At 34.6% G+C, this 14,127-nt stretch carries 12 protein-coding genes; 2 read left to right on the forward strand and 10 right to left on the reverse strand.

Features of this window, described 5'->3' with window-relative positions; translation table 11 throughout:
* Positions 1-5: 5 nt before the first annotated feature.
* From IE051_RS14345 to IE051_RS14380, 8 genes are all read right to left on the reverse strand, one after another.
* Complete coding sequence (locus IE051_RS14345) at positions 6-761, reverse strand: tetratricopeptide repeat protein (RefSeq protein WP_189361871.1); 756 nt, start codon at positions 759-761, stop codon at positions 6-8.
* Between the two features lies 1 nt (position 762).
* On the reverse strand, positions 763-2,541 hold the full coding sequence (locus tag IE051_RS14350; RefSeq protein WP_189361873.1) for a BatD family protein: 1,779 nt from the start codon (positions 2,539-2,541) through the stop codon (positions 763-765).
* 49 nt (positions 2,542-2,590) lie between these two features.
* Complete coding sequence (locus IE051_RS14355) at positions 2,591-3,439, reverse strand: tetratricopeptide repeat protein (protein WP_189361875.1); 849 nt, start codon at positions 3,437-3,439, stop codon at positions 2,591-2,593.
* 94 nt (positions 3,440-3,533) lie between these two features.
* Positions 3,534-4,571 carry a vWA domain-containing protein gene (locus IE051_RS14360; RefSeq protein ID WP_189361877.1) on the reverse strand — a complete coding sequence of 346 codons (1,038 nt, stop codon included), beginning with the start codon at positions 4,569-4,571 and terminating at the stop codon, positions 3,534-3,536.
* Positions 4,572-4,586: 15 nt separating this feature from the next.
* Positions 4,587-5,591, reverse strand: a complete 1,005-nt coding sequence (locus IE051_RS14365) for a vWA domain-containing protein (protein WP_189361879.1) — start codon at positions 5,589-5,591, stop codon at positions 4,587-4,589.
* Complete coding sequence (locus IE051_RS14370) at positions 5,591-7,249, reverse strand: BatD family protein (protein ID WP_229796827.1); 1,659 nt, start codon at positions 7,247-7,249, stop codon at positions 5,591-5,593. The genes IE051_RS14365 and IE051_RS14370 overlap by 1 nt, the downstream gene beginning before the upstream one ends.
* A 14-nt stretch (positions 7,250-7,263) precedes the next feature.
* Positions 7,264-8,130, reverse strand: a complete 867-nt coding sequence (locus tag IE051_RS14375; protein ID WP_189361881.1) for a DUF58 domain-containing protein — start codon at positions 8,128-8,130, stop codon at positions 7,264-7,266.
* Between the two features lie 104 nt (positions 8,131-8,234).
* Positions 8,235-9,236: an AAA family ATPase gene (locus IE051_RS14380; RefSeq protein ID WP_189361882.1), complete on the reverse strand. Its 1,002-nt coding sequence runs from the start codon at positions 9,234-9,236 to the stop codon at positions 8,235-8,237.
* Between the two features lie 259 nt (positions 9,237-9,495).
* Here IE051_RS14380 and IE051_RS14385 point away from each other — a divergent pair, with 259 nt between their 5' ends.
* Both IE051_RS14385 and IE051_RS14390 read left to right on the forward strand, forming a co-directional pair.
* Positions 9,496-10,245: an SDR family NAD(P)-dependent oxidoreductase gene (locus tag IE051_RS14385; RefSeq protein ID WP_189361883.1), complete on the forward strand. Its 750-nt coding sequence runs from the start codon at positions 9,496-9,498 to the stop codon at positions 10,243-10,245.
* A 20-nt stretch (positions 10,246-10,265) separates the two neighbouring features.
* Positions 10,266-11,399, forward strand: a complete 1,134-nt coding sequence (locus tag IE051_RS14390) for an ATP-binding protein (protein WP_189361884.1) — start codon at positions 10,266-10,268, stop codon at positions 11,397-11,399.
* A gap of 155 nt (positions 11,400-11,554) precedes the next feature.
* Here IE051_RS14390 and IE051_RS14395 read toward each other — a convergent pair whose 3' ends face one another.
* Positions 11,555-12,745 carry a DUF1501 domain-containing protein gene (locus tag IE051_RS14395; RefSeq protein ID WP_189361885.1) on the reverse strand — a complete coding sequence of 397 codons (1,191 nt, stop codon included), beginning with the start codon at positions 12,743-12,745 and terminating at the stop codon, positions 11,555-11,557.
* Between the two features lie 2 nt (positions 12,746-12,747).
* The gene (locus IE051_RS14400; RefSeq protein WP_189361886.1) at positions 12,748-14,124 is read right to left on the reverse strand and encodes a DUF1800 domain-containing protein; all 1,377 of its coding nucleotides are present in this window, start codon (positions 14,122-14,124) and stop codon (positions 12,748-12,750) included.
* Between the last annotated feature and the right edge of the window lie 3 nt (positions 14,125-14,127).

The raw sequence follows: 14,127 nt of genomic DNA on the forward strand, positions 1-14,127 counted from the left end.
TATGACTAATCCTTCAACAATTTAACATCTTCAGCAGTTACCCAGCCCGTTTTCCCGTCTGTTAACTTAATTTTTTGCCAATTGTTATAAGATTCAAGAACTTGAACTTTAGTACCCTCATGCAACCTAAAAGCTTCTTCTCCATTTGGGTTGGGTGTGTTTTTAACTTTACTTTCTTGCACAAAAACAATGGCCGGGTTGTCTTTTTGGTCTAAATTGTATTTATGAAATGCTAAAGAAAGCGTGATACAAACAAACAGTAATGCCACTAAACTACTTATAAACGCAAACCGCTTTCTCATAGTAGAATAGGCAAAATAATAGCCTAAAACTAATACTACATAACAAAAAACAAGCACCACTGCAATTATGGCCCAGGCATCAAAAGACATTGTGTTTGTGATATTTTTAACAATCTTAGCTAGTCCAGCCTCAGGTATATGATCAATAACATCAATGGTCATATTTTTAGCAAATGCGATATTAGCCTTTATATCTGAATCATTTGGCGCTAGGATAAGTGCTTTTTCATAAAAATATATACTAGGTGCAATATTGTTTAACTTATAATTAGCATTGCCCAAATTGAAATATAGATCAGCAGAATGATATCCCGTCTCTAATATGGCTTGATAATTATCAATAGCTTCGGCATATTTACCATCATTATAAAAAGCATTGGCTTTATCAAACAAATCTTGATTTTGAGCACCCCCAAAAAAAGGCAGCAAAAACGATAATATGTATATTATATGTTTCATTTTAACGTGCTTGTTTATCTATTAGAGCTATGGTTTTACCTGCCTTCTCATAGTCTTCTCTCATGGTTACAATATCAATAGGCGTATATCTTGCCAACTCGCAGCTTTCTAGAATACTATTAAAATCTTTAATAACCTCAGCTTCTACGTTTCTTTCTAAAAGCAATTCTGTTATTTTATCCTTACTTAAATCATTAGTCTCAATATGTAACTTCGCCTTTAAATAATTATGCAATGCTTTTTCTAAAGCGATATAAAACGCTTCTTTTTGTCCTAATGACTTCTTTGCTCCTTTCAAATATTTCCTAGCCAATTTATCAGCTTTTCTTATTCTATTACCATAAACGTCAGCCGCCCTAACTGCCTTCTTTCTACGAATAACTATGGCTAATGGTATAGCTAAAAACGGCAATAATAATAAACTCCAAAACAATTTCGTCTTAAAAAAATAGCTTTGATTTATTTCTGAAAAATTGGTACTTGTCTTTATAAATGCAAACTGATCGCTATTGAGAACAACAGCTTGTTTGTTGTTTCCAACTGAAATTGAAGTATCATTACTTGCAGAATTACTTGACGGTCCATTTAAAACATTTATCACTATTTCTTCAGATGACAAACGCTTATAAGACTCTGTTTTTAAATCGAAATAAGAGAAGGATATACTAGGTATGGGGTATTTCCCTTTGTACTGCGGCACAACCGTGTAGCTATCAGAAATACTGCCCTGCATACCAGATAAATTTGTTTTTACCTTTTCTTCATGCTCGGGCTCATAGACCTCCAAGGAACTAGGCAACGACACTTTAGGCAACTTAAACAATTTTAAATTACCGTTTCCTTTAACCCCCACTTTTAGTTGTAGTGACTCTGTAGCATCTAATTCAGTCTTCGAAGTAGACACATCAAAAGAAAAATCACCAACAGCTCCAGTAAAATCAAGCGGCTTACCAGCTTCAGGAAGCGCTTTTACATTTATCGTTTTTCTTCCTGCCGAAACTGTTTTATTAGCCCGCGACATCAAAACACTTCCAAAAATATCACGTCTATTCGTAGGAACCCGCAGAGAAATATCCAAACTCAATGGCTCGATATCTAGCTTACCCGTTTTTTGCGGATATAATACGGCCTTTTTATATACAACATATCGGTAATCTTCACCGTTGTAAGTGCCACTTTGTACTTTTTGATTTTTAGTATCTATACTTTGACTCCAAAAATCATTATATCTAGGTGTGTCTATTTCATTTACATTATCAACCGCAATTTTGTGTGATATGTAAAGTTTATAAACCACCGTAATAGCTTCATTGAGATAAGGGCTTGTATTAGACACTTCTGCCACTAAATGAATATTTTGAGACGCCAAATAATTAGGATCATTAGGGTCCTTAGGCACTTCTACTGCAGCCGTAACTTCTATCCGTATTGGTGACGTTTTATAGGCATTGCCATCAATAAAAATAGTAGCTTGAGAAATACTAAATACACCACGTTTTTTGGGTGCCAACCAATAACTATATGTTTTTTTATAACTTCTTACGCCATTAATCCAGGAGTTACTAACGGATTGATTAGGACCACCAACCACATTAAACATTGAAAAATCAGGAGGATTAAAATTATCGCCATCCTGATTCATTACAAAATCAATACGCAAACGCTCATTAATACCCAACTTTTGCTTGCTTACTTTGGCAACAAACTCCACTTCTTGAGCCATGATTACACCTGCAAAAAGCGTGCATATTACTATAGAAATGTATTTAATAAACTTCATGTTCTGTTAGTAAGATTTCCGTGTTTATGGAAATGGTAAATCTAGTCATTTACCAATCTTTATCAGTTTTTATTTTTACTCCTTTTTGTTTTTCAGCATTCATTTTCTCCTGAACCTTTTGTTCTTGATTGTTCATCGCTTCCAATAAACTATTTATTTGCTGTGGTGACAATTGACCAGGTTGAGGTTGCGGTTTTTGTGGCTGCTCCTTTTTTTCCTTATCGCCTTTATCTTCATCTTTTTTATCCTCTTCAGGTTTACCTTCATCATCCTGTTCTTCATCACCATCCTGCTCATCTTGGTCCCCCTTGTCTTTTTCATCATCCTCATTATCACCTTCCTGATCCTGATTTTCCTGATCTTCCTTTTTATCCTGATCTTCTTGGTTCTCGTCGTTCTGATCTTGGTCCTGATCTTTGTTTTGATCTTCTTGCTCTTTTTGTTCTTCAGCGCATGCTTTAGCGACGCTTAGGTTGTATCTCGTTTCGTCATCAGAAGGATTGTTACGCAAGGCACTTTTATAAGCTTCTACCGCTTCCTTGCATTTTTCATTCTGCATTAAAACATTTCCCATATTATGAAACGCTTTATGTTTTTCACTTTTAGATGTAGATGTTTTAACCACTTGATCAAGACGAAATAAAGCCTCTTCAGGATTTCCGTTCTCTATGTAAGCGTGTGCTAAATTATAAGTTCCTACGGCCAATGAAGATTGCTCTGAAATAGCCCTTCTATATTCCATTTCGGCTGAAATGAAGTCTTCTTCACTAATCAAACTATTTCCTTCGTAGACATAGTTATTAGCCCTTTTCATAGCTAACTCTTTTTCTTTATCTGTTTCCTGAGAAAAAGATAAAAACGATAAAAAAAGTAATACGAATGTAACTGTCTGTTTCATTTTTGTTTCTAAAGTATAAAACCTATACTTTTCTGTGAGTTAAATTTTTTATAAAATACGCGCTTTAATAAAAAGATTCTCATTGGTATTTCTACTATAGGTTTTCATTAAATAAATTCAATTTCTTTAGCCAGGCCGTCTTACGTTCTAAAAGAAAAACATCCAATAACAAGAAGAAAATTCCAAAACCTAAAAACCACTGAAATTGATCTTTAAAATCGGCAAATTGTTTTGCCTCAAATTCAGTTTTATCCATAGCGTTTAAAATCTCTCTGATGTTATCAACCACTTCATTGGTATTTCTTCCATTAATGTAAACTCCATTAGCCTCACTTGCAATTTCGCGAAGCGTCTCTTCATTCAACTTCGTAATAACGGTTTCGCCTTGACTATCTTTTTTATAATTGAGCACTACCCCATTTCGCTTTTCTGGAATAGGGCCACCTTTAACATCTCCTACCCCTATGGTAAAAATCTGAATGCCGTCTTCACTGGCTTCTTCAGCTACTGCAGCCGAGGCTTCGCTATGATCTTCCCCGTCTGAAATAATAATGAGCACCCTATTGGTCTGCTCTTCATCATCAAAATAGGTCCTTGATAATTTTATGGCTTCATTTATCGCAGTTCCTTGTGATGACAACATATCGGTATTCATACTCTGCAAGAACATTTTTGCCGATGCATAATCTGTTGTTATAGGTAATTGCGGAAATGCCTTTCCGGCATAGGCGATTATTCCAACGCGATCACTGGCTAAATTATTAATGATTTGAGTGACTAGCTGCTTTGATTTTTCCAATCGGTTGGGCGCTATATCTTCAGCCAACATACTTTTTGAAACGTCAATTGCAAATACAATATCAACACCCTCGCGCTTCACTGTTTCTAACTTCGTTCCAATTTTCGGGTTTACCAAAGCAATGGCCAAACAGCCGAAAGCTAGACTTAATAAAACCATCTTTAATACCCCTTTAAAGATTGATCTATTAGGGCTAAGTCTTTTAAGTGACTTTTTATCGGCAAACTTCTTTTGAGCTCTATATCTCCAAAATTGAAGCACCAAAAAGAGGAGTATTATTACAGGAATAACACCCAACACCCAAAACCATATTTTTTCTTCTAATTGATACATTAATTGCTGTTCATTTTAAACAAAACTTCTAAAAACAGTAAAACGTAATAGCAGTTCAATCAATAATAACAATCCTGCCAGCAGGACTAATGACCTATATTTTTCGTCATAATTATAAAATTTAAACTCTTCTATTTCCGTTTTCTCTAACTTGTTGATTTCATCATAGATTTCTTCAAGCTTTTTGTTATTAGTTGCTCTAAAATACTTACCTCCGGTGGCACTAGCTATTTCCTTAAGCAGCTCTTCGTCTATTTCAACTTGGGCACGTGCATATTGAAAGTTGCCATTTTGTAAAATAGCTACAGGCGTTAAGGCCATGCCATTAGTTCCTAAACCAATGGTATACGTTTTAATACCATATTCTACGGCCAATTCACTGGCAATCTTTGGATCAATAAATCCAGAATTATTAACACCATCTGTTAAGAGGATGATTACTTTACTGGTTGCCTTGCTATCTTTTAATCTATTCACAGCAGTAGCTAAACCCATGCCTATGGCAGTCCCACCTTCTATTATAGTATTATAGCGTATACTTTTTAAGGAACGTAATACAATACCTTTATCACTTGTAATAGGTGTTTTAGTATAACTTTCTCCGGCATACTCTACCAAACCAATGCGATCATTGGGTCTACCTTTGATGAATTCAGCAGCTACTTTTTTCAACGCTTCCAATCGGTTGGGCGATAAATCTTTAGCCAGCATACTTGCTGATACATCTATAGCCATTACTATATCTATACCGCGTGTTGTTTTAGTTTTGGTAGACACGTCAACAGATTGCGGTCTTGCCAAAGCCACGATAAGTAGCCCAATAGCCAAAATTCTCAAAGCAAAAAGGGCATGTCTAAATTTTGGTAACCAAGAGCTAGTAACTTTAAACCCTTTTAAACTTGATATTTTTAACTCTGCAGTCTGCTTTTGATGTTTTAAAACATACCAAAGTACAGCAATAGGCAAAGCCAATAACAACCAAAAAAACTCTTTATTTACAAATTCAATTCCTTGAAACATTATTTTTCTGCATCTTTAAGTTCAACTGAATTTAAAATTCGTTCTACTATTTGTTTCGCATAAACATCACGTTGCTCATGGAAAAGCATAATTTGTTGTATCACATTCTCAGCAGTAAATCCTAAAATGACATACTCCCCCTTTTCCATCTGATCTGTATTTGGAATAGGGATATCCATTGTACCATAAACTTTAAGGCCTTCTGCGCCATTAGGTGTAACAAACTTATCTTTTTTAGTTATAATGTTTTGAGCACCATTATTTTCAAACATCTTCAAGCTACCGTCTACAGCCTGTTCTATATCAATTTTTTCTTGACCGGCATTTTTAAGCCTTGTTGTAGCCACCACAATTTGAAATTTATCAATGATACTACCATAAGTAAACTGAGTAAGATCCAATTGCTGTGCTTGTTGTTCACTAAGCTCTGGTGTTGTTCTTTTTAATACTTTTGGTGTTGCTAAAGTAACCGGAGGAAAACCGTATTGACTGCTTACCCAATCTCCTTCTAATAGCGTCTTACTATCATGGCCAATAATAGTATCCTTTACATAATTGAATCCAAATTTTAATGAAAATCCTGTAAAAGTAGCCACTAACAAGAAAACGCTAATGCCAATGGTTAGCCACATTTTTTTGCGCTTTTTACGTTGCTCTTGCTCCGCTCTGTATTGCTCGTCTAAAAGCTTTTCTTCTTCAGTAGGTTCTGGCAAGGCCTCTTTAACATGATCAATCTCAATATCAATAGTCTGCCTATCCATTTTGGCGAGTTCAATATCTGGTGCAGATTTTGCAAATTTTACTAAATCGGCCCGTTGAAGAATACTTTCTAATTTCCTGATATCCTCTTTATCAATATCTATTTGGTTGCCTTCCATTAAAAGATTAAGGCGCTCAATAAGTTCGTTTGTTGTGCTTTCTAAAGCGCGATCATAAACTTTCTCTTCAAGATATTTTCTTATGATAAAGGTCAATTCAGAATAGTAATCCTTTAGATTTTCATGCTCCAAATACGGACTTTCATCTAGGTTTTTAAGCGCCAGCTTTGCACGATCATACGGCGGAAGTAACGCAATTTGTTCTTCTTCGCTTAATGCTTTTTTACGCCAAATAAACCAATACATTAAAAAGGCTATGACCGCTACAATTAGCAAGGTAATTAACACATAAACCCACCAATTATTGCCGGTTTTCTCAACAGCAATAATAGGCTTAATTTCAAATAAACCTTTCGTACTATCAATAACCACAGTGTTCACCTCAACCTGCAGAGAATCGGTAAAAAATGTTTTATCACCAATAATAATTTTTTGACGTGGAATGGTATAGGTTCCCGAATCAAATTGTGTTAAACCATATTTCTTAATCAGGTTAAACTTGTCTTTATTTTTTAATGTATCAATGTCATAGGACTCAATCATTTCTAAAGGGGAAAAGGTTTGCCCTTCAGGAAACACCACCAGTTTAGAAGTATCTGTTTCCACTTGAATATGATATGTGATTTGTTCTCCTATTTTTATGGAAGTAGAATCAATAGTAGATTTTACCTGCCCCATAGCAAGGTAAGAGCATAAAAAAAAGAACACAGAACAAATGACCGATGACGGTAAACCGAAAATCAAATATTTTCTATTTATAAATCGTAATTCGTTAATCATAAATCAGTATACTTTTAACCTCTTCTTTTAAAATACCCCAATAGTTTTTTAACATAACTTTCGTCTACCCTACAATCCATAGCGCCTGCACCAGATTTAGAGAAGCTATCTTTATAATAGGCCACTTTGTCGTTATAAAATTTCTCGTAATTAAGACGAACTTTTTTTGATAATGTATTAACCAGCATGTATTCACCTGTTTCTTCATCCTGCATTTGCACCACACCTATATTTGGAATGGTTTGCTCACGTTTATCATAAACACGAATACCTGTAACATCATGTTTACCAGAAACAATTTTCATGGTTTGATGATAATCATCCACAATAAAATCAGACAAGACAAAAACAATGGCTTTCTTTTTCATGACATTTTGCATAAACTTTAAGGCCTCTACTAAATTGGTTTTCTTGCTTTCTGGAGTAAACTCAATTAGTTCTCTAATGATTCGAAGAACATGCGACCGTCCTTTTTTAGGGGGAATATATAACTCAACTTTATCTGAAAATAAAATCAAGCCAATTTTATCATTATTTTGTGTCGCAGAAAACGCAAGCGTAGCCGCAATTTCTGTTATCACTTCGTTTTTAAACTGTTGCTCAGTACCAAACAATTCAGAACCTGAAATATCAACCATTAACATCATGGTGAGTTCACGTTCTTCTTCAAATACTTTTACATAGGGCTCACTATAACGCGCAGTAACATTCCAATCAATATTCCTAACATCATCACCAAATTGATATTGCCGCACCTCACTAAAAGTCATACCACGACCTTTGAAGGTAGAATGATATTCACCACCAAAAATGTGATCAGACAAGCGCCGTGTCTTAATCTCAATTTTACGTACTTTTTTTAGTAATTCTTTAGTATCCATCCTTTTAGTAAACAGTTTTCAAACGCAATATTCATTTATCAATAAACCGTTGGTTTTTTTGTATTCAGCTGAATTAGTCCTTCTAAACACTAAAAAACTTCTATTTATGGCACTTCTATTTCGTTTACTATTTTATTGATGATATCTACTGAAGTGACATTTTCAGCCTCAGCTTCGTATGTAATTCCTATTCTGTGTCTAAGCACATCATATACAACAGCTCGCACATCTTCAGGAATCACATAACCACGACGCTTAATAAAAGCATAGCATTTAGCTGCCGTAGCCAAGTTGATACTTCCTCTTGGGGATGCACCAAAAGAAATTAGTGGTTTTAAATCAGCCAATTTATATTTCTCTGGGTAACGTGTTGCAAAAATAATATCAAGTATATATTTCTCGATTTTTTCATCCATATAAACCTCGCGAACAACACTTTGAGCTTTTATAATCTGCTCAACAGAAACTACTGGGTTTACTTTGTCCCAAGCCCCTTTAAGGTTGGCTCTCATAATTAATTGCTCCTCATTAATTTTAGGATAATCAATAACGGTTTTAAGCATAAAACGGTCTACTTGCGCTTCAGGCAATGTGTAAGTTCCTTCTTGCTCTACAGGGTTTTGTGTAGCCATTACTAAAAAAGGCTTGTCTAGTGGAAAGGTTTCATCTCCAATAGTTACTTGTTTCTCTTGCATGGCCTCTAATAAAGCCGACTGTACTTTTGCTGGTGCTCTATTAATCTCATCAGCCAATACAAAGTTTGCAAAAATTGGCCCTTTCTTTATTGAGAAATCATTCACCTTCATATTGTATATCAACGTACCCGTAACATCAGCAGGTAGTAAATCTGGTGTAAATTGTATTCTACTAAAACTACCATCTACAGCTTGCGCTAGTGTATTAATAGCCAAGGTTTTTGCTAATCCAGGAACACCTTCCAAAAGGATATGCCCGCGGCCTAATAAGCCTATTAACAAACGCTCCACCATGTGCTTTTGACCCACGATGACTTTATTCATCTCTAACATTAATAAATCAACAAAAGCACTTTCCTTTTCAATTTTCTCATTAATTGATTTGATATCAATTGTACCTGTTTCTTCCATCTTTTTTTATTTTATTAAAAGCCCGAATATACTGCCCTTATTTGAGCATTGCAAAATGTTAAAAAAAAAGTTCATTCTTTGTTAACAATAGGTTAAAATATCAGGGCTGACTGCGTTAATTATAACTTAAAGACAAAAAACAAAACCGTAAATAAACGGTATTGATGAGCGAACATTTAAATTCATTAATTATTAAGTAATGATTACTGCATTTAAAAGCTAGTTTTAAGTATTTTTATACATATTAAAGCAAGTCAAAATGAAAAAAACGGCACTAATTACAGGAGCTACAAGCGGCATAGGAGAAGCCACAGCTTATGAGTTTGCAAAACAAGGCATAAACTTAATTCTTTGCGGAAGACGTCTAGAGCGATTAATTACTATTCAAAATGCTTTGGAACGATTAACCAACGTTCATGTTTTAAATTTTGACGTTCGTGATAAAGTAAAAACGAACACCGCTATAGCCTCTCTGCCTGAGCAATTTAGTCGCATTGATATCCTCATTAATAATGCAGGCAACGCGCATGGCTTAGATCCTATAGAAGATGGTAATGTTGATGATTGGGACGCCATGATGGATATTAACGTAAAAGGGTTGCTTTATGTAAGCAAAGCTGTGATTCCTCAAATGACCGAACGAAAATCAGGACATATCATTAACATAGGATCATCGGCAGGCAAAGAGGTCTACCCGAAAGGCAACGTGTATTGCGCTAGTAAGCATGCGGTATTAGCGATCACAGAGGGTATGCGTATCGATTTAAACCCCTATGGCATAAAAGTAGGTTCTATAAATCCCGGATTGGTAGAAACCGAGTTCTCTAAAGTCCGTTTTAAAGGCGGAGCTGCTGCCGACCATGTTTACACAGGCTTTAATGCCCTGCAAGCAAAGGATATTGCTGAAATAATTTATTTCACCGTGTCGAGACCGCCTCATGTTAATATTGCCGATGTATTGGTATTTCCAACAGCTCAAGCTAACAGTGTCACGGTTAAAAAAGAATAGCCCTCTAAGAAGTCTAACTCATGATTAATAAACGCCTACTTATCAAACATCTGCTTGCTCATAATGATGAGAACAGTTTTTATGATAAAAAGCGTAAAGTTGATATTAGTCACAAGGAGGGGAAAGCCAAGTTTTTAAAACACATCTGTGCACTTTCTAATAGTAATCCTAAAAACAACTCCTTTATTGTAATTGGCATTGAAGATGAAGATAATAATATAATAGGCGTAGATTTCTTTGATGATAGTAAAATACAAAACCTCATCAATGCGTATTTAAATCACCCACCTATTGTCCAATACGAGAATATTCCGTTCCCCCACCTGCCTGAAGATAAAGTTGTTGGCTTAGTAACCATCAGGCCTACTGCAAAATTAACATCTTTAAGGAAAAATATATGGAAATACTACGGCGGCTCTGTATTCTTTAGAGATGGCAGTATGAGTATGCCAAAAGTGTTTGACATTAAGATTGAAGATGTCAACTCTAAAATTGTGGCTGCCATTGAAAAACATGCACAAAACAATATTGAACACACCTTAAACCGCGTGTTTCATTTTATGGAAACCCGAAAAGATTATGGTGCCCAGTACAAAGTCTTTAAGGAGTATTTTGTTGTTTGTTGGTCCGGCCAAAAAAAGATAATTAAAAACCAAGTGTTCTTTTCTAGGGTAGATATAGAATTAATAAACGAACAGGTACGACTATTCTTTTCTACCTTAGATGAAGTGTCTATTAACTATAATGAGAATAGTTTTAAAATTATTGAATATGTAAATTTAGGGCTTCAAGGCACAAACAAATACTTCCCCTTAGAAGAAACTTTAATTACATTTGAAGATAACGCTCATTACACCATTGAGACAAAATTACTTTTTGAAGCGCCACAATACGACATTAAGGTATTGCATCACATCTATAACGCTAACAATGCCATTCTGGAAAAACTAAAAAAAGGACAAAACCTCAGGAAAAGAGAACAAATAGACCTAAAAAACTTACCAGCCACCTATGTTATCTGCTACTTGAACCTCTTTCATGAGGCCATAAACAAGCTTAATGAAGCAAAACCTTATCTAAAACAATATAATCCTGAAATATATAGCCTCTACAAAGAGTCTCAACGCATTCTTAGAAAAGTAAAATATAATTAATGCAGATATGTTAACGTTTTCTTAACGTTGTACACCCTACTCCTGTGAGAAAAAACAATAAATTTGTCCCGCTATTAATCTTTTTTTAGATATAACCTTGGCTCTTAATTAAGTTTTTAATTTTGGTCAAGGTTTTTTTATGTCTTCAATTTACTTTAAATAAAATCTAGCTGACTGAATGATTTATTTAATACGGTTTTATCATTTACTTCCAACCATTTATCTAGAACCGTAGCATAGATTGATCTAAAATCAATTTCGAATTTGATGTCCCCATTATCATCTAAATCACGAAGTTTAGGGGCTTCATTATAAAATCCTGGTCTTTTCAATTGCTCACCAACCACAAAGACATTGTTCGCCGTGCCATGATCTGTGCCCACATTAGCATTTTGTTTTACCCGACGACCAAATTCTGAAAATGTAATAACTAAAGTGTCCTTAAATGTGCCTTCAGCCTTCAAATCTTCCACAAAAACCTCTATACTTTCAGCATACATTTTAAGCAAGCGTTTTTGTGCATTCAGCTGATTTACGTGGGTATCAAACCCACCCAAAGAGGTATAAAACACTTTAGTATCTATTCCAGAATTAATAAATTGAGCCGTTGTTTTCATTTGTTTGCCAAAGCTATTATTTGGGTACGCCTTTAAGGTATTGACTGTCTTACTAGTTTCAAAAATATATTTTGCCGAAGACTGCGCCTCAATCATAGTTTTATATAAATACCCTAAATTATGCTCACTTAAATGCGCCTCATTACCCATGGGATTAATGTTCTGAAAATAAGGATCTTTAGTTAAATTATAAAGCGTTTTTGGATTTTGAGTCGCAATTCCGTTAAAGCGCTCACCTTTCATTGCTAGTGATAAACTTTCGTCAACTTCAATAGCCGAGTAGGGTTGCTTTCCGTAATTATCTAAATAGCGGCCCAACCATCCACTTTGCGAGAATGTGTCTGAATCACTTGCAGTTTGCCAAATATCCATAGATCTAAAGTGCGACCTAACAGGATTAGGATAACCTACATTATTTATAACCGACAAATGTCCATTATCATACAAACGTTTTAAAGATGTTAAACTGGGATGTAGTCCTAATTCATCATTCAGCTTAATAACATCAGATTTAGGAATTGCCAAATTAGGGCGTTCCTTGTAATAAATATCATTTCTATAAGGCACCACCGTATTTAAGCCATCGTTTCCTCCAGATAATTGAATTATAACTAGGCGCTTATACCCTAAACGGCTACTTGCCACTTCTTCAAAAGCTTTAACAAAACTTGGAACAAAAAATAAGCTACTCGCTAAAGACGATTGTTTTATAAATTTTCTTCTGTCCATAATTAACACATTTGATATTCTGGTAATGACATTAACTGAATGCAGTATTCCCTTTTAGATGATTTATCTAAGGTATTCAAATACAATGCTGTGTTGTGGCTTAGAGTACCACTAATCACATAAAAGGGTAAATCTTTAGTATCAACATCAACAAACTGTTTGCTAAATGAATCCCAATTTGTTTTGGTCTTAAAATACTTTCCGTACTTCTTTTTAAAAGCCTCCTTTCTGTAGGCTTCATCGTTAGTTGCTCCAGCTTTTACTTTAGAAATATAAGCATCATTCAACAAAATAGAAGGCAACTTTAATCTTAATGCAATTGTGTTGCTATCAATCCAGTTTTTACCGCCTTTCCATCCTGCAACATTAGGTGGGTTTAATAAAATTTGACCCAATTGCTTTTGAATATATAGCAGTTGCTTTTTATTCTCAAATTCAACCGGTACAATCATTTTTAATCCAACCAAAAATTCAATAGGTGATTTTATTTTTGAACCGATGTTTTCTTCTTGATAAAACCAATCTGACATAAAAACGTAGGACATCAGTTTTGTAATATCATAATTTTGGTAAAACACTTCAACCATTTCATCAATATGGTTTTCATTTAAAGTGTCATTTACAAAATAACGATATATTTTTTCGCAAATAAATTGGGCACATTGCTTTTGTTCTAGAATAATATCAATAATATCATCACCAGAAAAATTGCCTGATTTACCAAAAAAAGTTTTCGTGGTTTCATCATGTTGACGCTTTTTAAAAACAAATTCGCCTTTTAGGTTATGACTATACCCTGTAAATGCTTTGGCACTTTCCTTTATATCCTTTTCTGAATACTGTCCTTCGCCAAGCATGAAGAGCTCCATTAGTTCTCTTGCAAAATTTTCATTGGGTTTTTGCTTTCGGTTTTGTTTGGTGTTTAAATACTTTGTCATGGCAGCCTCCTTAGAAATCGCCTTTACAAAATCCCCAAAATGACCTAAAGCATGCTGCCGCAAAGTATTGTTAAATTGCTGAATGTAAACCACATTATTATCCTCACAAACAAAAATATTTGCCCAAAACAAAGTCATTTTTTCTCGAAGCAAAGTCTGACCTTCTGCAAGTCTATTTATCCAAGCTCTATTTAAATCTATGGTCTTTTGTCTGCTTAATTTTTGAACCTTTTTCCGGTTTTCAGGTGATATTTTAAAACCATCGCTTAAAATAGTTTTAATTTCAGTTGTATCGACCTCAAGCGTTGTCATAGATTTTGAATCTTCAAACAGCTGATTAACAATTTCTTTTTTCTTTTTTTTAGAAAATAGTTTAAGCTGATTTGGCGAAATTCCGAATCCTACACGCCAGTATAAATGTTGAATATGATTTGGTTTCATGAG

It is taken from the genome of Algibacter mikhailovii (assembly GCF_014651495.1).
Taxonomy (GTDB): domain Bacteria; phylum Bacteroidota; class Bacteroidia; order Flavobacteriales; family Flavobacteriaceae; genus Algibacter_E; species Algibacter_E mikhailovii.